This is a genomic window from Pseudomonas sp. NUPR-002 (genome assembly GCF_056322725.1).
The window spans coordinates 5231931-5252532 of the sequence record NZ_CM150476.1 but is presented as its reverse complement, the minus strand read 5'-3'; the positions used below and the strand labels follow the sequence as shown (position 1 = coordinate 5252532).

Genomic DNA, 20602 nt, shown 5'->3' with positions numbered 1-20602 from the left:
GTGATATCAGCCGCTATTATGGTTCGCAGCATGACAGTATGAAGTATTTTTTATTTCTGGTTTTTGTGTTGGGTGCGTTGAGGTCTGATTACAAAGAGACCTCACTCGATGAGGAGGCGGAACATTGGTGCAGCCACGAGTTGCATCGTCATGTGATGGTGAAAGTTGGACGGCTTCTCGAATTTTAACCACGAAAAAAAAAGGCGCCCAGAGGGCGCCAAATATTCACCTCTAACCAAAGGAGCAATTAAGCTTCTTAAGGTGAATTAGTGGAACGAGTGGTGCTCAACGGCCTAATAGAATTAGTGCTCAGGGATCACTGATCCTATGAGGTATTTACAGAATAGAGAGTGGGTATTCGACGATCAGGCGGACCTCATCTAGGTCCGATTCAAATGCCGTGGCGCGAGTGTTAGCCTGGCGTACCCGGAAAGAAAGGTCTTTGGCGGTCCCAGTCTGCACTACGTACTTGACTTCGATGTCACGTTCCCATCGCTTCTGGTCGGTAAGTGGATTGCCGTTATCATCGGTCCGCATGTAAAACTGGTTAGCGTTGGAGTAGTCGGCGTCAGTGCCCTTGCCATAGCGAGTCATGAACGAAAGACCAGGGATACCGTAGCTGGTCATGTTCAGGTCGTAGCGTAGCATCCACGAGCGCTCATTCGGCGAGTTGAAGTCGCTGTACTGGATTGAGTTATCGAGGAAGATGGAGTCAGACTGGCGCAGATAGTCGAAGTCATCGTCGCCGTTGTTGCGCTGATGAGAAAGAGCCAGCGTATGGCCGCCGAAGCGAACGCCGACCTTAGCGCTCCAGATGCTGTTGTCGAAATCGCCCAGCAACTGTTTGCCTTCATCGAGCGCACGGTAGTAGTTCAGGCCACCAATCAGCGCGACGTCGTCATTGAGGGGGTAGCTGAAGCTGGAACCAGCATAATACTGGTTCCAGACGTCCTTCAGGCGGCTGGCATAGAGGCTCACGCTGATATTCTCGTTGACGTCATAGTCAGCACCGCCGTAGCCAACCCAAGGTGAGTCAACTGGGCCACCATAGAAGGTCGCAAACTTATCGCGCATATCGCTAGAGACTGGCTGGCTCATCGAATGCAGACGACCGGCCTGGATGGTGAGGCCCTCAAAGCTAGTGTTCTCGGCAGTAACGCCGCGGAAGCTTTCCGGCAGCAGGCGTGAATCGCCGAAAGCAACCACCGGAGTGAGAGGGAACACGTCCCCGACTTTCACCACGGTGTCCAAGAATCGAACTTTAGCGGCGCCACCCAGCTTGGTGTATTCATCGCGCGCTTCGCCCTCGCTGTTGACCGGGAGTACGTCAAAGGAGCTGCGGCCGCCATTTCGGCCGTCACCGGTGTCAAGCTTGAGGCCGATCATTGCGAAGGCGTCTATACCAAAACCAACGGTGCCTTGGGTAAAGCCCGAATTAAAATTGGTGATGATTGCATGAGCCCATGCTTCGGAGTAGCCGTTCGTGTTGCCCTTGCCACTGTTGTAAGTGGGGGCGGAGCTGTCACGGTTATCACGATTGAAATAGAAGTTTCGGTTCAAAACGGTGAGGCTGCTGCCCTCAATAAAACCTTCTGCTTTTTCCTCTGCCTGGGCTGTAACTGCATAACTGCCGGCGAGCGCAGAACATGCGGCCAGGTAAAGCGACAATTTACTTCTCATTCAATGCTCCTTCGATTGCGGCAGCTTTTATTATGATTGTCCGACTCGGGTGTTTAGGTGATTGTTCTGACCCGGCGGCGCGCGTAGCGAAGCGCCTTGCGCAATACTTACAGGCGGAAGATAACGGGAGAGTGATAAGATAATTACAATTTTGTCATGTTGTTGTTATTCACTGTATAGGGCGCTCGCGCTGCCATGTACAGCCCTTCCTTAAACCCCATTGGATACGCAGTTTCTACAAGGTTTACGGGCAAAGCTTCGATTGATTACGAAATTGTAATTTTCCAGCCACCCCTCTGATAGCTATCGCTGATTAGAGTGCCATCACCTAATCCAGTGGGGCTTGGCAGCTATTTCTGCATTCTCGCCAAGCTTTATCGAAGTTTGCGCACGAGGATCATGAAAGTGCCCCGGTACGATAGAAATGTCTTGTTAAAGACCTCACAGTCTCCTTGGAGGCTACTTGCGCTCTGTGCGCTAATTACGGGCCTGATTACACCTGCAGCACTCGCTGGGCAAAGCATTAACCTCTCCCAAGCACTTTCCACTGCGATGGATTCCAACCCTGATATGGCCGCTGCACGGCAGGAAATTGGCATTGCCGACGGGGCTCGTAAGCAGGCTGGTCTCATCCCTAACCCGGAGATTTCATACGAGGTTGAAGACACCCAGCGAGACACCAGTACCACCTCCGTATCGATTGCCCAACCCTTGGAACTTGGTGGAAAACGGGCCGCCAGAATCGAAGTTGCTACGCTCGGCCAGGGGATCGCACAGATGGAGCTGGAGCGTCGTGTGAACGGTCTACGAGCCGATGTTGTGCAAGCGTTCTACGCAGCCCTGCGAGCCCAGACGGGGCTCGACCTGGCCAAGCAGTCTCTTGACTTGACCGAGCGCGGACTGCGTATCGTGGATGGCCGCGTGCGGGCGGGTAAATCCTCACCGGTAGAGGCTACACGAGCTCAAGTGCAGTTAGCCGAGGCCAGGCTGCAGGTGCGTCGTGCCGAAACGGAGAAATCTACGGCATATCAGCAGTTGGCTCAGATCACTGGCAGCGCAGTTACGGTCTTCGACCGCCTTGAGTCACCCACCTTGTCTCCGGGCACACCGCCACGGCCAGCGGAGTTGTTGGCCAGGTTGGATCAAACCCCTGAGATGCGTCAGGCCGTGGCGAAAATCGACCAGAATGACGCTTCGCTCGGCTCGGAGAAGGCCCAGCGTATTCCGAATCTGACAGTTAGCATTGGTAGCCAGTACGACCGTTCAGAACGGGAAAGAGTCAATTTAGTTGGATTATCGATGCCACTTCCGCTGTTCGACCGTAACCAGGGCAACATCCTTTCTGCTGCTCGCCGGGCTGATCAGGCCCGTGATCAACGTAATGCTGTGGAGTTGAGGTTGCGTAGCGAAACTCAAACTGCTTTGAACCAGTGGGCTACCGCCATGCAGGAAGTTGAGTCCTATGACCAGACCATCCTGCCCTCTGCCCAACAAGCTGTGGATACCGCCACTCGCGGATTCGAGATGGGCAAATTCGGTTTCATCGAGGTACTGGATGCCCAGCGCACCTTGATCGTTTCTCGTGGCCAGTACCTCGACTCGTTGGCTGCGGCAACCAATGCGCGTGCTCAGGTGGAACGGGTTTACGGCTACGTCGGTTCGGATGCCGGCGTTCGTTGAGCCTGCCAGACATTTTCTTCGTCATGCGGCAATCATTGAGTCGGGCACCAATGAAGCGCGCCGCGAGATTAGCAGGGCTGTGTGCGAAGGCTGAGCACACTCGGGCATACGGCATGACGCCTCGCCTGGTTACAGAACAACTTCATGTTTATCGAGTGTGTTTTGTCACCTTCGGGACATGAGTCAAGTTCAATATTTTTGATAATTTGGAGTTACCAATGGCATCAACAACTCCCCGAAAGCAGCGGCTGATGATTGCGGCCGTTGTCGTAATCGGTTTGGCCGCGGCGGGTCTAATTCTAAGTGGAAACCCGGGTCAGTCCGGGGAAAAAGGCCATGGTCATGGTGAAAGTCATGAGGAAGCGTCGGCTCACTCAGATCCCGAGCACCACGGCGAAGCTTCGGCGGAGGTGCATGAAGATGCCGACGAACATGCAGATGAAGAGCATCATGAGATCGAAGAGGCCACCAAGGGCGAGCATGGTGGCAAGCTTTTCACTGAGGGTAATTACGCGCTTGAAGTGACGATTTTTGAGGAAGGCGTAGAGCCTCAGTTCCGGCTCTATACCTACCTGGACGGAAAGCTTCTAGACCCAGCTGCCAGTACTGCGCAAGTGACTTTGTCGCGTCTTGGGCAGGCTCCACAACTCATCAGCTTCAGCAAAGAGAATGATTATCTTCGTGGCGATGCCGTTGTCGTAGAGCCTCATTCTTTCCAGGTTTCCATCAGCGCCAAGCACAAAGGCAAAAGTTACTCGTTCGGTTACGAGCAGGTTGAGGCCCGCGTGACCATGACGGATGTGCAGCTTGAGCAGGGTGGCGTCACGCTCGCCACTGCTGGTCCCGCGAAAATTGCTTCCACGCTGCAGGTGCTCGGTGAGGTTCGCTATAACGGCGACCGTACGGTTCAGGTGACCCCGCAACTTGCCGGTCGGGTCGATTCGGTGGCAGTTAGTGCTGGCGATACGGTCCGCAAGGGCCAGGTGCTGGCCAAGATATCCAGCCAAGCGCTTGCCGAACTGCGTGGCGAGCTGCTTGCTGCACAGCAGCGTTCGGCGCTTGCCCGCACGACCTACTCGCGTGAAAAGCAATTGTGGGAAGAGAAAATTTCTGCCGAACAGGACTTCCTACAGGCGCAGGTTGCCATGCAGGAAGCCGCTATCGCGGTGCAGCGCGTCCAGCAACAAATCGCCTCGCTGGGCGGTACTCCAGCCAAAGGCCAGAACCTCACCGAGTTCGAGATTCGCTCTCCTATTGATGGCGTGATAACCAGCAAAAGCATATCGGTTGGTGAAGTTCTCAAAGAGGACTCTGCGGTCTTTACCGTTTCGGATTTGTCGACTGTGTGGGTGGATTCAACCATCGCGGCAAAGGACCTGGGCGTAATCGCCGAAGGGCAAAAAGTTGTAGTGAGCTCCAGTGCATTCGTAGCCAAGGCGGAGGGTACCATTTCGTATGTCAGCGCTCTGGTTGGGGCACAAACCCGCTCCGCAACGGCTCGCATCGTTCTTGCTAATCCAGATCGGGTATGGCGTCCCGGTTTGCCGGTGACCGTCGAGGTGGTTGCTGCGGAGAGCGATGTTCCCGTTGCTGTGGCGGTCGAGGCGATCCAGACCGTTCGAGACTGGCAGGTGGTATTCGGCCGCTTCGATAACCAGTTGGAGGCTCGGCCTGTTGAACTTGGCAAGTCCGACGGACGCTTCGTAGAAGTTATCTCGGGTCTGAAGGTGGGTGATCGTTACGCACTGAAGAACAGTTTTCTGATCAAAGCTGAGCTAGGCAAAGCCGGCGCGAGCCATGACCACTAATTCGGAGTTGAGCTATGAAACAAGTTACTGCCATTTTTCGCCCGGTTCGGCTTGAGGCCGTCGAGCAAGCGTTGCACGCATTGCCGCATCTGCCTGGGTTTACCATCCTGCCTGCTTATGGTCACCCGCGTGGCCATGGTAAAGATCACAGTTACATCGCAGACGAGTGGAACCCCGACGCCCATCAGCATCTCGTGCTGCTAGCGTTTTGTTCCGACGATGTTGCCGATGAGATCGTCAAGGCCATAGAGAAGGCTGCCCACACAGGTGTACCCGGTGACGGAATCGTCGCCGTATCCCCTTTGACTGACGCATTGCGCATCCGTACTGGAGAGCGCGGTGATGCTGCGCTTTAGGGGAAATTTACATGTACGAACGATTAATTCGCTTCGCAATCGATCAGCGCTGGCTGGTTTTGCTGGCTATTCTCGGCATGGCAGCGTTGGGTGTTTACAGCTACCAGAAATTGCCGATTGATGCGGTTCCCGATATCACCAACGTGCAGGTGCAGATCAATACCGAGGCCAAGGGATATTCGCCGCTGGAGACCGAACAACGTGTGACTTTCCCGATTGAGACGGTCATGGCGGGGCTCCCCAACCTGCAGGAGACGCGCTCCATCTCGCGCTATGGGCTTTCGCAGGTCACTGTCATCTTTGAAGACGGTACGGACATCTACTTCGCTCGTCAGTTGGTGAATGAGCGGATACAAGAAGCCCGTGGCAATCTTCCCAGGGATCTATCACCGAGCATGGGACCCATTGCCTCTGGCCTGGGTGAGATCTACATGTGGACCGTTGAGGCGCAAGAAGGCGCGAAAAAAGCGGATGGCAGCGCCTACACGCCGATGGATCTGCGTGAGATTCAGGACTGGATCGTCAAGCCGCAGCTACGAACTGTCAAAGGTGTTACTGAGATCAACACCATTGGCGGCTATGCCAAGGAGTTCCAAGTTTCACCCAAGCCGGAGCTCTTGGTCGCCCATGGCGTCAGCCTGCAGGACATTGTAGTTGCGTTGGAAAGCAACAATGCCAACGTCGGTGCGGGCTACATCGAACGCAGCGGCGAGCAGTACCTGATCCGAGCTCCAGGGCAAGTTGGCAATATTGCAGACATCGCCAACATAATCATCAAGAACACCGATGGCGTTCCTGTCCGTATCGGTGATGTGGCTGAGGTGGGCCTGGGTAAGGAGCTGCGTACCGGTGCCGCAACTGAAAACGGTCAGGAGGTGGTACTCGGCACGGCGTTCATGTTGATTGGTGAGAACAGTCGCTATGTATCGCAGGCTGTCGACCAGCGCCTGAGCGAGATCAATCGCAACCTGCCGAAAGGGGTCATGGCGAAGACGGTCTATGACCGCACCGTATTGGTTGACAAAGCCATTAGTACGGTGAAGAAGAACCTGATCGAAGGCGCCCTGCTGGTTATAGCGATCCTGTTCCTGTTCCTAGGCAACATCCGTGCCGCCCTGATCACCGCAATGGTGATCCCGCTGTCGATGCTGTTCACCTTCACGGGCATGGTCAGCAACAAGGTCAGCGCGAACCTGATGAGTCTCGGTGCGCTCGACTTCGGTATCATCATCGATGGTGCCGTGGTGATCGTTGAGAACTGCGTGCGGCGACTGGCCCACGCCCAAGCCGCCGCGGGTCGAGCACTGACCCGTAACGAGCGTTTCCATGAGGTGTTCGCTGCCTCGAAGGAAGCGCGTCGTCCGCTGCTGTTCGGTCAACTGATCATCATGGTGGTGTACCTCCCGATCTTTGCGTTGACTGGTGTGGAAGGCAAAATGTTCCACCCGATGGCGTTTACCGTGGTGACTGCACTGTTGGGGGCTATGATCCTCTCGGTGACGTTCGTCCCGGCGGCTGTTGCGCTGTTCCTCAATGGCAACGTCAGCGAGAAAGAAAACCGCTTGATGATTTGGGTCAAGCAAGGCTACGCGCCGTTGCTGGATTGGGTCATGGTAAGCAAGCCGCTGGTGTTGACCATTGCAGCAGTCATCATGGTGCTTTCAGGCTTGGTTGCTTCGCGGATGGGTAGTGAGTTCGTGCCGAGTCTTGATGAAGGCGATATCGCGCTGCATGCTCTTCGCATTCCAGGCACCAGCCTCTCGCAAGCGATTGACATGCAGGTGCAGCTTGAACAAAGGGTCAAATCCTTTGCCGAGGTTGATACGGTGTTCGCCAAGCTGGGAACTGCTGAAATCGCGACCGATCCAATGCCACCGAACGTGGCGGACAACTTTGTCATGCTCAAACCGCGCGAGCTGTGGCCGGATCCTGATCGCAGCAAAGCCGATCTGGTTGCGGCGATGCAGGAAGCGGTCGAACAGGTTTCCGGCAACAACTACGAATTTACCCAGCCCATCCAGATGCGTTTCAATGAACTGATCTCCGGCGTGCGCAGTGACGTCGCGGTGAAAGTGTTTGGCGACGACATGGACGTGATGAACGAGACCGCCGAGCAAATCGCTGAGGTGCTGGAGGGTATTCCGGGGGCAGCCGATGTGAAGGTTGAGCAGACCACTGGCCTACCGATGCTCAGCATACAAATCGACCGTGAGAAAGCCGCGCGATTTGGTTTGAATGTATCGGAGATTCAGGACGCCATTTCCACCGCCATCGGTGGGCGCGAAGCTGGAGCGCTGTTTGAAGGTGACCGGCGCTTCGATATCCAGGTTCGCCTGGCCGATGAGTGGCGCAATGACGTCGACAAAATCCAGCAGTTGCCTATTCGCCTAGCCAATGGCGATGTTTTAGACGGTCCAGGGTTTGTGCGTTTGGCTGATGTGGCGAGTGTGGTTTTCGCACCAGGTCCGAACCAAATCAGCCGTGAAAGTGGCAAGCGCCGCGTGGTGGTTACCGCGAACGTTCGCGGCCGTGATATCGGCTCTTTTGTCGCCGAGGCTGAGAGCAAAATCGCTGAGGCGGTGAGTGTCCCTGCAGGCTATTGGACTACTTGGGGTGGCACCTTCGAGCAGCTTCAGTCAGCGGCCAAGCGCCTGCAGATTGTCGTGCCAGTATCGCTGTTGCTTGTGTTCACGCTGCTGTTCATGATGTTCGGCAATGTCAAAGATGGCCTGCTGGTATTCACCGGCGTGCCCTTCGCACTGACAGGCGGGATAATGGCGTTGTGGATGCGTGATATTCCGCTCTCGATCTCTGCAGGGGTGGGCTTCATTGCGTTGTCGGGTGTGGCGGTACTCAACGGCCTGGTCATGATTTCCTTCATTCGTAGTTTGCGTGAGAACGGCATGGGGCTGGATGAGGCCATTCGCGAAGGCGCGTTGACTCGTCTGAGACCTGTACTGATGACTGCCTTGGTGGCGTCTCTGGGCTTTATTCCGATGGCTACTGCCATTGGCACGGGTGCGGAAGTTCAGCGGCCTCTGGCGACGGTGGTGATTGGTGGAATCCTGTCCTCAACGGCGCTGACGCTGTTGGTTCTGCCATTGCTCTACCGCTTGGCCCATCGCACGCGTTAAGTTCACAGCGCTATTTTTGTGTAAGTAAAAAAACTGCTCTTGAGCGCAATGCTGTTTACTTAAAGTCACAAATTGACGATTCGCACTGAATAGCCCACAACACTTGTTGTGGGCTTTTTCTACTTGATTAGAACTAAGTGAATGGCATTAGCTTTCAAAATTGTAAGTTTTTTGTCATGTCGGTGATGCCAACGTATTGCTAAGGTACTCTCGAGATGGTTAATTTAAGAGAGTATTATGAAAAAGCTTATTGTTACTGCGGCGCTGGTTATCTTCTCGGTGACTGCGCAAGCCAATACTTATTCCGAGGAACGTCAGCTGCAGTTCATTCAGGAGCATCAGAAGGCCGTAGCTGCCTACGCCGAGAAAAATGGTAAACCAATGCCGGATATTCAAGACTACAAATACGGTATGAAGATCGACGTGGCTAAGTTTGTACGGCAGTCTCAAGACCCTCGAAACTGCTCAGTCTACCCAAGGCTCATGACCTTCGAAGACTCCATGGGTACACTAAAGACTTTTCGATACTCAATGTTTGCTACCTGTATCAATAATAAGTAGGTTATCTTTGATTGCAAAAAATACGAACTCAAAAATGCCAGGCAGTGCCTGGCATTTTTTATTTGAAATCGATTTTAACGATGCGGGTCACGCTTTCTTGAGTTCTTTTGCAGCGCGTTGACCTGGATGGATAGGCCGAAGCTAATCAGTTCAGGATTTGGAACTGTGTAGGGCGTTTTCGTTCACCCTGCAGAAGTAAAGAGTTATGGGGAATCGGTCTGATGGCCCGGAAACCGTATGGTACCATTTCGATTCAGCTTGGTTTGTCCCTACTATTCGCGGCGGAGAGCAGTGCTGTGGCGTTACCCAACATTGGGGTGGAGCATCATCTTTGTGGGAATTATCGAAGCTTGCCTCAGAACCAGTTTGACGCTGTACAGGCTTGGCTGGATGTTGAATCAACCAGCACCAGCCATCTGTCTAGGACGTCACTCGTACTCGTGGGAGTTCTACCGCAACGATAAGTCCGAGAATATCAAGGATTCTACAAGGTGGCCGTATGATGGCATATTTTAACGGGCCCAGACTGCACGCTGGTGTGAGCGACAGCAAAATCACTGAAGTCAACGTCATTCAGCTGCTGTTGTGTAAACGGCATAACGTTAAGTTTGAGACGGGCGGTTTTGCTGGAGAGGCCAAGGCTGAGCCAGCTAGAAAAGATAAACCAAAATTAGAATTAAAAAGCCAGGCAACTACCTGGCTTTTTGTTCGTCAATATTGTCATTAGGAGTCCGGCTCCATTCCGATTAGTTGTCGGACTTTTCCTGGCGTTTTTCGGGCTCTTTCTGTTGCTGTGCATCTTGCCCATTCTTTTTTTCCGACTGATCGCCCCAGAGACGGGCCTGTTCTGCTCGGAAGTCTTCGGTGAAGCTTTTCGCTCGTTCGAAGCCTCCTTCAGCATAAGCAGTGCCCATGAGACCAAGAAGCAAGCTACCAACAGCGATAAATTTTACAAATCTCATGATGAGCCTCTGAACATACTAGTAGGCTGGCCAGCGTGGCTGCCTTTGTTGCTTAGCAGTTTAGGAACGAGAAGCTAACGCCATGATGAGTCAATAATTACAATTCCGTCATGTTCCGGAGCGGTGCACAGTCTTTAGCCCTTAAATTCATGGGCGTGGTGTCTATCTCAGCGTTGTCGGGGCGGTGACAGAAGCGCACTCTTTTGCTTTTCTCGTTGTTGATGAGGTAATTAAACCGATGATTTTCGAACTGTTCACTGCTTATCAGCGACCAACCAGTAGTTTTTGCAGATCTGAAACGTATGCCTGCTTATGCTAAAAGGTATGTGTTGACCGTACCGACTGAATTCTTAATTTTGGCGCTGATATGTGTTTGCCCGACCATGTATTTGGCCTATAGCTTGGATGCCGTAAGCGCTCAGGAGAAAGTTAACGTATATTATTTTGTGCACTTATGGAGAGATTTTCGCGTCTCTATGGATCCGCAAATCATGGAGCGTTAAGGGTCTTTGCTGAATGAGAGAGACCCGCCTATCGACAGACCCTCTCTTCTACAAGGTGTATCGCTGAGTTAAATTCTAAATTGAGCCGTTTGTACTTAAGTGACCCCGCTGGCGTGATGTCTCGCATGTTCTTCTGGAAAGCTCAGATGGAACCATGTGAAATTCTCATCGACAACTTCTACATCAGCCACGCCGTGGTGCAGGCACATGATTGATTGGACAATGGCTAAGCCTAGCCCTGTGCCGCCTTCGCTCCTTGCGCGGCTTTTGTCTACTCGATAAAAGCGTTCGAACAAATGTGGCAGATGTTCTTTGGGGATTCCACGGCCAGGATTGCCTACGCTCAGTGTAACGCCGCTCGGTCCTCTATGGACTCTGACAAAGACTGTCCTTCCGCTTGGGCAGTATCTGATCGCGTTGGAAAGAAGGTTCGAGACTGCACGCTGAATCATCAGCCTGTTCCCTTGCACTACGTCCGCGCAGCCAGAGATCTGCAGCTGGACTTCACTTTCCTCAGCCGTGATGCTGAAAAGGTCGCACACCCGCTGAACTTCGTCCACCAACACAATGGCCTCGAAATCGACCAAGGAAGCCGGATGGCTGACCTGGGCTAGGAAGAGCATGTCGGAAACCATACGGCTCATACGGTCCAGTTCCTCAGTGCAGGATTCGAGCACGTCACGGTATTCCTCAGGTGATCTATCCCTAGTCAGCGCTACCTGGGCCTTGCCCATCAGGTTAGAAAGGGGGGCCCGGAGCTCGTGTGCGAGATCGTCAGAAAACTGCGAGAGCTGCTGCACGCCATCATCCAAGCGAGCGAGCATGATGTTGATCCCATCAGCTAGCTCCTTCAGTTCTGCCGGCATGCCATTGGTTGGGAGTCGATGCTCAAGACTCTCGGTGGAGATCTTTGATGCGACTTTCAAGAACTTAGTCAGTGGCAATAAGCCGCGGCGGACGGTCCACCAGCCGATGACGAGGATTAGCGCAAGGAGGAGGGGGGATACCATTAGAGCCCAGGTCAACAACGCCTTTAGCAGAGCCTTGTTGGAGGTCTGGTCCATGGTCATGTAGACGCTTACCTCTCTGCCATTTCCTAATTGCATGATGCGCGACGTGCTCAGCATCGGTCTGTCCAGCGAGTCGCGCCACTCATATTCTTCCATCTGTACAGTGGCGCGGAACTGGTGTACCTCTTGGTTGACCTGCTTGGACCCAATCGTGAGTAGCGGGGTCTGACTCTGTGCCGGCTGGAAAATGCTCACGTACAGGTTGTTATGGCCCATGACCAGGTCGACAAGCTGATGTGCGTCTGCGGTAACGCCGGAAATGTCCGTAATGCTGGACAGATTGTGAGCCATCCCGCTCATTTTGACGACGAGATCACTTCGTGCCGTCCTTTCAAGAGCTTGGCCCACCATCAGGTAGCCGAAGGTGGCAAACATCAGCAACAAAGTCGCGCTCATCAACCCAACTTTAAGTCCCAGCTTTACGGCCAGGCTGAATGGCCTCATGCACGCTCCTCAAAAATGTACCCAACGCCTCGCAGCGTATGAATGAGTTTGGTTTCAAATGGATCATCGATCTTCGAGCGCAGGCGCCTGATAGCGACATCAATGACGTTGGTGTCGCAATCGAAACTTATGTCCCAGACCAGCGAGATGATTTGTGAGCGTGTCAGTGCTTCGCCTGTACGGCTCATCAGCAAGCGCAACAAGGCAAACTCCTTCGTGGTGAGGTCAATCCGTGTTCCCCCCCGGAACACCCGATGACGTTCAGAGTCCAGCTCCAGGTCGCCGATTTTGAGTGTGCTCTTTTCTACGAGCTCATCGCCGCGTCGCTGCAGCGATCGAATACGGGCGAGCAGCTCTGGAAACTCGAACGGCTTAACGAGGTAATCATCTGCCCCGCCGTCTAGGCCCTTGAGTTTGTCATTGATACGGCCGCGAGCGGTCAGCATGATGATGCGAACACGGCTCGTATGTCTGATCGTTTGGAGAAGATCCCAGCCATCAATGCCAGGTAGGTTCACATCCAAAAGAACTAGCGAGTAGGTGTTGTGACTAAATAAGTGTAGGGCGTCAACACCATTATGCGCTATATCAACGACATACCCGCTTTCGGAGAGGCCCTGCTGAAGATATTCAGCAGTCTTTATTTCGTCTTCCACAACTAGCACGCGCATAATTGATCTCAAGATGTGAGGGGTGAGAAGTTTGCCTAGTGCACTAATAACATCGCTGTAGGTTGCAAAGGTAGGTCGGAGTAGTGCATAGCACTCAGTATGTCTCTAATATTAAGCATACCTCATGGTCACTTTATGGCGTGTGAATTTTAACGTGAAGTAAAGGGCTTTGGCGAAATCCTACAAATTTGTAATATGGTTGCAAGCTTTCTGACATCTATGTTGGCTTACCCACCTGAGCATAGCGGGTTCTATGGTATCCCGCGGTTGATGATGGTCACGGCTGACAGGCAGATTAGGCCGGGAAACGCTGCATTTGTAGCAAAAAATTGAATGTGCCGAGGGTGTCGGTGGCAGTAAACTTAGGGTGTGGTTCGCGTTGAAAATGACCTAAGACTCTGTTAATGAATATTTTATTATAGGGCGGTTGCAGGCGTTGGTGCGATTGCATATGTTCTATGCATATTTGAAGGTGCTATTGCTTGTCTACATTGTAATTACCTTGCCATTCTTATTTTAGTCTTCTTTGCCAGGCTATCCGAAGTATCAGAGGTAGTGCTTTTTGGGAAGTGTCTAATTTCAGAGTGGCATGATGATGGCAATGAGAGCCCGAGCCTTAGTGGAGGCTGAACTAGAGTAGCTGGTCACTGGCGTCGCAGGTCTCGTGCAGTCGGTTGCTCGCGGCCATCGGATTTTCACTATCGCAGCAGTAGATGATCTTTACGAAATAAAGGTTTGCTAGGTTGTCGTCGCTGGTGCGGTAGCATGATGACAATTCCGGCTGATATTACGGGCATTGAACAGTTGCTCCTAAACGAGCCTCGGGAGTCCGCAGCGTGCTGACACTCATCCTCCCGCGCTCGAACCGGCGTCTGCCGGCAGGGCAGGGGTTACGACGGCGGTAGTTTTATTATTTTGTAGTGTTTAGTTCGTCAAGAGCCGAAATGTTATTTTTAAATGCGACGGCAAATATAGCTCGATTCTTAGCCATGAAGATGCTCGCTTCCTCAGCAATGTCCTCAGAGATACCAGGAACATTTTTTAATAGAAGCTGGGTCAGTGATTCACTAAGCTCAAGCATTTGGTCATGGGCGTCAGCAAGCTTCCTGTCCAAAAAAGTAGTCTCCAAATCACGTGTGCTACGGTAGAGAGTTTCTACAGCCATGTCTGGCCCTCATGTGGTGTAGGTTTAGCTGAGCAAGATGCTCAGAATCGATTTTACATGCTGAGTCGCATCTGTGCAGAGGCGATTGTAAGATAAAACTATCAAAATGAATCAAAGTAGCGCTTCGAATGACAGCAGCAAGTCGAGTAATGCTTTAGTTTCCTTGGAGGGACGCTGTTCTGTAAGGTTAGCCAGCAGCGCCGTTGCTTGCTCCCGTATGGCGTCGATCTCCGTCAGTGTTTTGAACTTCGGTGAGGTCTTGGATATCGCCATTGCCTCTTCCCATGCTAGGTGGATGTAGCGTTCTAATGATGCAAGACGTCGATGGCCAGTTAGCTCCTGAATCTTACGCTTTAGAGACTCTGTTTCCAGTATTGCTTGTTTGAAATCCTCAAGGCTGTCGGCTTTCTGTCTCAGAATTTCTGCAACAAATATTTTTGTTATGAAACGGTGGCGAAATAGGTGCGGACTAACAGGGTCCAAAATTTTTCCTAGCTTCGCGATGTGTTGAATTTCAGCTGTGAAAGCGTTTGGTGTCAGGGGGTTCCCAGTTCTTTCGTTCAGAAATAGATAGTCGTGCGTGGTCTTGAGTCTACGTGCTAGGGGAGCTCTCACGTACTCAATGTAGTCCGTAAGTAATTTTAAATCTGCCTGAGATATCGGGATTTCTCTGAATCGCCCAGAATCGTCCGCAGCCGGGTTTATGCTGCGTCTGACACCACCTTTTAGAGTGACGACCCGCAAATGTTGTGTCTGGACCGCTGCTCTAACGTCTCTCACCCGAAGCTGCCCTACCTCCGCGCGCCTCGCCCCTAGCATCTCGAAGCAGCGGATCATGACACGTCGTCTTGATTTGACATATGGGGACGCCGATGCGTCTGCAGCTGCGGCAAGGCGAAGACACTTTATTGTCTCAATATTTATTGGGAAACGCTCCTCGACCCTTGTCATTGGAGGTATCGCCGAGTGAGACTTTGAGTTTCGAATAAGCTTTGATCCGTCGGGAGTGAAGATCGTTTGTTCTATTGCTGTAATGGTTAAGCGACTAGGTGAATGGAACTCTCTAGATAAAAAATCGATAAAGTCTACGCAGTTTTTTGCAATGTTTTTAACTGTGTTTTGGGTGCGTAGTTTTGTACCATCCGCTCTGCGTTGGCCGAGTAGGGTTGTGACAAAAAAATTGAATTGCAAATCGGTGAGATCAAGAAATCTTGTATTTTGTGCATCGCAATAACGTATCAGGTGGCTAATGTTTGTGGCGTAAGAGAGTAGTGAACCACCTCTGTCGCTTCTTGAAAGCCCCCTATCATAGAGCTCCAATAGCCATATGTTAGCTTCGATGCACCACGAGCCGCTTGGCCATCTAAGTGTTGGGATATTTCCTGCATCACTGAGGATGATCGAGTGATCAGGTTTAACAGCGAACGGAAGTTTTTGATTGGTGTTAATATGTTTATAGAGCTTTTTCATGAAGCTTGCCCGCTAACGTTCCCACAGTTGACAGCATATCAAGCAGCTCGCTTGATTCTTTTGCATAAAGTGCCGATGCTACGCTGTCGTTGCAAAGCTGAGCAAAGGACCGAGTTTGGCGCATGGATAGTCGCAGCAGCTTGGTTATAGCCAATAGATCCAAATTCAGCTGAGCATTTTCTTGTGTGAGTTTGGCTATTGTGTCTTTTTGACTTTTTCGTTTTACCGAGGTCGGCGTAGTAGCCTGTGTCACTGCACTCAAAGCGCTGGCCCGTAGCTGATCCAAGTGCGTAAACCCACCAGGAGCGTAATGCTCACAGTGACGTTTCAATGTGTTCAATGATGTTTTGGAAATCCCCAGCTTTTCAGAGTGATAGCTCGACAGCTTTCCCTGGCTTTTGAGCGATGAAAGAAGCACAGAGTCTTGTAAGTATGCGGCCGGATTAGCAGAAACTAAAACTAGTAGTTTGCACAAATTTTGGATTGACTGCTCTTGAGTAGCGCTACTCATGTATTATTTCCTTTGTCTCGAATTGTGGCGATGATTCTATAAGGGGTGCCGTCCGAGCCAGTCAGAAATTCTGGTTCTATTTTTACTGATCCGGTCGAAATGCAATAGAGTAGATACTCTTCTATTTGTTCTTCTGGTAGTATTGCAAAATCAGATATTTGATAATGCTTTTGTATGAAAGTGGTAAGGTTACTTACCTTATCGGGCTCTGCGCGAAGCATCCGTGCGCCCCACTCTGCTTTCACCTCTCTCAAGACCTGACCTGGTGTGCTTTCGGTAATGTAGTGGTAAATCATCTCGCTATCGCCGTGGCCAAGCACCCACCTCAAAATATCCAAAGTGTCTTCTTTTTCTGTTTGATGCCAAAAGAAAACTTGCGCAAAGAATCGTCGAAGTTGGTGATGCCGCAAATAAAACCGACGCCCTCTATCGTCTAGGGGAGTTTGAAAGTAATCGCAAAAAATGTCGAACTTCAACTGAGATGTGTGCGGGTGCAAGTTCTCGAGCCTGCCGTTTTTTAATGGCCCGCTTAGTACTTCTCTGTGCCGGTCGAGTAAGCCAAGTTTTATTAGGCTTGCCTGCATGGTCTCTAAGCTTTGAATCATGTCCGCAGCGATATGGGGTATTGGTCGAACAATTTTTACGTTCAGTCCGTAAAGCCCGGTTTTTCGATTGACTGTTTCAAGGGATCGGTGGTCTGAGGAAAGGCATTGGCCTGCGATAATTTTCCTCAGTTCCGAAGCACGCCGAGCCTGTAGTACTCCTAGCGTGACTTGGATCGCCCCCAGTAGTACCTGCATGAGTTCGTGGAGTGAGGGAGTTGATCGAAGCGAGTCAAATTTCGCCTTGAAGTTAGGGTCGTTTTTTCTGGTGCGGGAAGAAAATTGCTTGTTCCAGACATTTACATTGAGTGCGCTCAATTTTCCATCTAGGTAGCGGGATATATCAATAGACTCGCATCGTGTGGATTGATACGGTATTCCCATAATTATCACTGATTCCATTAGCCTTAGGTAGCTTGAAATGATTGCTTTGCCATATTCAAGATAGAATTCAATTGAGTCTCTAAGGCACTTTAGGGTGAGCGCTACAGGCAGCGAGGTGAAACGTCCTACTTTGCTTAGGTTAAACTGCTCCTCAAGGTATTCCGAGGATGGGATTTCGAGATCTGAAACTGGTGTGAGATTAGAGTTCTGTCGTAACACCCTTAAAACTTCAAATGTTGAAAGAATCGCTCCGGTTGCAGGCGGAGTCATACTTGCATGTCTTGCGCGTACGGGAACCCGTGAGAACTCAGGGACTTGATAGTTGCGAGGCTTTAGCACGAAAAAAGTAGGGATCGGATAGTGTTTTACTCCGCCTAATGTATTCACATATAGGATTCTAGCTATTTTTGTTGTGTCGATAGTGAGTGCTGATCGCGGGCCGCAAATGTAAAATCCCGCAAGCCAAAGCGCCGCTCGCACCGTGCAAATATCTTCGCGTTGCGGGAAATCGTCACGCAGCGCATCCTCGATTTCTAGGATACTTTGCGATAACTCCTCCCATGGCTCCGTCAAGATTGGGTAATCTTCGAGTGCCTGATAAATTTCAATTTTTGGGGTTGACTCAACTAAACCTTTCAGGAAGCCTCTAAGTTTTTCTGGCCATTCATACACCACAGTAGAAAGGTTGGGTGAGCGGCCACAGCTTGCAAGCAGCGCCTTAAGATTGTTGCTGTTAAGCAATTTTAAGCCATGTTCGTGTATGCGGAAGCTGTCGTTATTAATTAGTAGCCAGTCAATCACACCGACTGTATTTGCAACCTTCCTTTGCATTGTCGAATTTGATAGTGTGGACATCGGGTTGTAGTTTGTTCCGGCAGCGCAAATCCACCTTTTAAAAAGTCTGCACAAATCTCCATCCAAGCAAGATGTAAGGGGGACGGTTTCGACCAAGATTCTGAAGTCGATGCGCATAGGTTCGGATAGACCAAAGTCGAGATCCCAAGTTTCCGCTTCAAATTTGTTTTTAAGGAAGGGGGCTGAATCGAATGGTGTGGGTTCGCTTCCGAAATACTTATCAAAGTACTCAATATTTGCTTTGAGGAAGTCTAGGTTATCCATTTGATGAGATGCCTATGTCGCTCATTGGGCCAAGTTCCTTCGCAAGTTTGAATACTTCGAGGGCTTCAAAGCTGTTGTCTTTATCAGAATGTAGATGGTCAAGTAAGTGCTCGCAAAACTCTGCCCAATGCATAAGGTTTTCGCTCAATTCGACTTCTTCTCTACGCTCTTTCAAGGTCAGTAGTATTCTCGCGACGGGCAAACTAATTGATATAAGGACCTTGGTGTTGCCTGGTCGAGTTGGATCTGGTAAGATAGGCAGAGTTTCTTCGTTTATGTCAGGTAGTGTGTGGTTTTCCAGAAATGAGGCGAGCTCATGGTCATTAGTGAAATTTGTCGCCTCTAGTAGGAGCTTGCTGGACTTCATTGCTTGAACTATTACCCCTGTCTGAAAAACTCTAACCCACCGGTCCCGAAAGTAATGCAAGATACTTGTGGGTAAGTAGGTCGCTAGTAATTTTGGGTCGTAGTTAGCGTGACCTAATACCTTTGCCATCGAATGGAGGCTGCCAGTCTCTAGGAAATGTACGACGCCGGATGTGGTTCTCATTTTTGAGGGGCAGAGAATAGCCTTGGCGAAGTGCTCGAGTTCTTCCGGTTTCCAATGGGATAAGTCATGGGTTGTTGTGAGTTCGTTTACTAGGTTCTTTACTCGTCCGTCGTCAGTTTTTGCTTTGCACCCGAACTCACATGGAGGGCCCACGAATTGCCTGGAGGTCAGCAGTAGCTTTCGCCATCGTGGGTCGTTTGTTTTTTTTAAGGACGCACGCAGTGGTGAAGTGATGTCAACTAGTAGTTGAACTATTTTCTTTGATTCTTCATTCAGTGGAATTCGAATTTCAGATTTGCTGGGGCCGCGCCGATCTTTATGGCCATGCAGGTATTCTATTGTGTCTCCCGAGTCTATACCCCTGCACTTGCCATTTTTATCAAAGATCGCCACGCTGGTGAGAAAACTTGGGGTGATCTTAGGGTCTAATGAAATAAGTTTTATGCATATTGGTATTAAAGCGTCAGTGGTTGGTAGTCCTAGGCTTTCAGCAATGGGGCCGTGAGAAACGTTGCAGTTTTTGAGAACGCGTCGGAGTTCGTCGTATCCATATATTTCTAGGGTTGCGGCGAGATTTTTTAGCTGGTCTGGATTATCGTTCGACGCGAGCCAGGCGTTAGGCTCATCGTGTAGTCTGGAGCCCGTAAGTATAGGTTTGCCATCTCGAGCTAAAAGAGCGAGTCTCTTGTTGGCAGTCTGAACCCTTTGAACAACTCTGTTACACCATTCAATTGCTGCGCTATGGCAGAAAATGATCCGTCTTTTCAGGTGTCGAAATGCTTCGTCATCTGAGATATGGAGGGGGATCTCTGTCAAGAGATTGGCTTTTACAATTCCGCCCGAGCGTTCTTTTAGATTTTTGTTTTGTCCGCGTGAATCGGTCGGGGCCGGATCGGCGAGACAATCAGGTTTTGCAAAAAGACCATTCGGAATAAGTTGGGTTTTGATAAACGGTATAATTTGATAGCGCCAAGAAGCTATGGCAGTCTCATGATGTAGGTTCTTTTCTACGGAGCTAAGGTAAAGGTGTCTCCACAGGGCGCTGAAAAAAAGAGTGGAGCCATCTTTGTTGCTAAAATCCGCTTCGTCGAACTCATTTGGATATATGGAAAGGTACGAGCTAAATAAACTGACAAATTGAATGTTTGGCAAGCGACGGCCTGCAAGATACGTTTCGCATATGTTGTATAACAGCTGGGTGAATTTCCTACCATATGAGTAATAAACGTTGACGAGGGGTAAGTTGACAGTTTTCCCTGCTCCGTTGAGGCATGCCCACCCGGACCAGTACCAGACTTTCTCCTCATTCAAATGTAAGCTTTCAAAGGCTGAACGATACTTGATAAATAATGGATTGGCGGTCGTATCCGAACCAAACGTTGAAAAGGGCGGGGCGTCATGTTGGGATCTGACGCAGTTTACGACAGCCGTAAGTTTTCTAATGATTGTAGAAATCGTCCCTTTAGTTAGGGTGGCGAATTTCGGGCTTGATAGAGCGCCGCAAAACGTGGCGAGAATCTCATCGCTGGCAGTGGACGCGACATCCTGATAGGTAAGCGTTTGATCCGTAATCTGAAGGTAGCACTCGAGATAGCGGAGCGTGCTAGTAATGCGCTGCCCCTGAGGAATATGGTCTCTGGCAAAGAGGGAGAGAGGCCGCTCTTCAAGATTTTCAAACGGATGGTCCGCCCGCGCGATTATGTCTTTGATAATTGTCAATGTCATACCCCGCCGAGAAAACAGGCTTGCCAGCAGCTAGCAAGCTGCTTGTGCTAGGTATAGACAAGATTATGCAGAACGCAAAACAAGCATTTTGTCGTGACGGTCAGCTTCGGCTTTATCCATGAACAAGCGCTCCAGATCGCGGCTGCTGCGGTATACCACTTCGACGGCCATTCATCACCTCACATGCCTTTTGAAAATCGATAGAGT

15 protein-coding genes and 1 pseudogene are annotated in these 20602 nt (G+C 50.8%); 6 read left to right on the top strand and 10 right to left on the bottom strand.

The genetic code is table 11. The annotated features are described in order from the left end of the window. Positions 1–336: 336 nt before the first annotated feature. The gene (locus tag ACVWSC_RS24165; protein WP_038614579.1) at positions 337–1680 is read right to left on the bottom strand and encodes an OprD family porin; all 1344 of its coding nucleotides are present in this window, start codon (positions 1678–1680) and stop codon (positions 337–339) included. 399 nt (positions 1681–2079) lie between these two features. On the opposite strand from ACVWSC_RS24165, the gene ACVWSC_RS24160 reads away from it, so the two are divergent. From ACVWSC_RS24160 to ACVWSC_RS24135, 6 genes are all read left to right on the top strand, one after another. Further along, positions 2080–3360 (top strand): TolC family protein, encoded by a 1281-nt coding sequence (locus ACVWSC_RS24160; RefSeq protein ID WP_191832361.1) that lies wholly within the window; start codon positions 2080–2082, stop codon positions 3358–3360. Positions 3361–3578: 218 nt separating this feature from the next. Further along, positions 3579–5168, top strand: a complete 1590-nt coding sequence (locus ACVWSC_RS24155; protein WP_038614578.1) for an efflux RND transporter periplasmic adaptor subunit — start codon at positions 3579–3581, stop codon at positions 5166–5168. Between the two features lie 14 nt (positions 5169–5182). Further along, positions 5183–5524: a P-II family nitrogen regulator gene (locus ACVWSC_RS24150; RefSeq protein WP_038614576.1), complete on the top strand. Its 342-nt coding sequence runs from the start codon at positions 5183–5185 to the stop codon at positions 5522–5524. An 11-nt stretch (positions 5525–5535) separates the two neighbouring features. Then, positions 5536–8658, top strand: a complete 3123-nt coding sequence (locus ACVWSC_RS24145) for an efflux RND transporter permease subunit (protein WP_038614575.1) — start codon at positions 5536–5538, stop codon at positions 8656–8658. 237 nt (positions 8659–8895) lie between these two features. Further along, positions 8896–9219 carry a DUF2790 domain-containing protein gene (locus tag ACVWSC_RS24140; RefSeq protein ID WP_191832360.1) on the top strand — a complete coding sequence of 108 codons (324 nt, stop codon included), beginning with the start codon at positions 8896–8898 and terminating at the stop codon, positions 9217–9219. Positions 9220–9718: 499 nt separating this feature from the next. Continuing rightward, a complete protein-coding gene (locus tag ACVWSC_RS24135; protein WP_442109585.1) occupies positions 9719–9946 on the top strand; it encodes a hypothetical protein in 228 nt (75 codons plus the stop codon). 19 nt (positions 9947–9965) lie between these two features. Here the strand turns inward: ACVWSC_RS24135 and ACVWSC_RS24130 are convergent, their stop codons facing one another. The 9 genes and pseudogenes from ACVWSC_RS24130 to ACVWSC_RS24090 form a co-directional block, all read right to left on the bottom strand. Beyond that, positions 9966–10181 (bottom strand): hypothetical protein, encoded by a 216-nt coding sequence (locus ACVWSC_RS24130; RefSeq protein WP_191832358.1) that lies wholly within the window; start codon positions 10179–10181, stop codon positions 9966–9968. A gap of 598 nt (positions 10182–10779) precedes the next feature. Then, positions 10780–12198 carry a heavy metal sensor histidine kinase gene (locus ACVWSC_RS24125; RefSeq protein ID WP_191832357.1) on the bottom strand — a complete coding sequence of 473 codons (1419 nt, stop codon included), beginning with the start codon at positions 12196–12198 and terminating at the stop codon, positions 10780–10782. Further along, complete coding sequence (locus ACVWSC_RS24120) at positions 12195–12869, bottom strand: heavy metal response regulator transcription factor (protein ID WP_191832356.1); 675 nt, start codon at positions 12867–12869, stop codon at positions 12195–12197. The genes ACVWSC_RS24125 and ACVWSC_RS24120 overlap by 4 nt, the downstream gene beginning before the upstream one ends. Before the next feature lie 910 nt (positions 12870–13779). Then, positions 13780–14034, bottom strand: a complete 255-nt coding sequence (locus ACVWSC_RS24115; protein WP_191832355.1) for a YebG family protein — start codon at positions 14032–14034, stop codon at positions 13780–13782. 111 nt (positions 14035–14145) lie between these two features. Beyond that, on the bottom strand, positions 14146–15504 hold the full coding sequence (locus tag ACVWSC_RS24110; RefSeq protein WP_280042726.1) for a tyrosine-type recombinase/integrase: 1359 nt from the start codon (positions 15502–15504) through the stop codon (positions 14146–14148). After that, complete coding sequence (locus ACVWSC_RS24105) at positions 15488–16015, bottom strand: hypothetical protein (protein ID WP_191832353.1); 528 nt, start codon at positions 16013–16015, stop codon at positions 15488–15490. Before ACVWSC_RS24105 ends, ACVWSC_RS24110 begins: the two co-directional genes overlap by 17 nt. After that, entirely contained in the window at positions 16012–18120 is a 2109-nt protein-coding gene (locus tag ACVWSC_RS24100) for a hypothetical protein (RefSeq protein WP_191832352.1), read from the bottom strand. The genes ACVWSC_RS24105 and ACVWSC_RS24100 overlap by 4 nt, the downstream gene beginning before the upstream one ends. Further along, a complete protein-coding gene (locus tag ACVWSC_RS24095; RefSeq protein WP_223123679.1) occupies positions 18113–20389 on the bottom strand; it encodes a hypothetical protein in 2277 nt (758 codons plus the stop codon). Before ACVWSC_RS24095 ends, ACVWSC_RS24100 begins: the two co-directional genes overlap by 8 nt. A gap of 81 nt (positions 20390–20470) precedes the next feature. Beyond that, positions 20471–20566: pseudogene (locus tag ACVWSC_RS24090) on the bottom strand (YebG family protein); the annotation flags it as partial. Between the last annotated feature and the right edge of the window lie 36 nt (positions 20567–20602).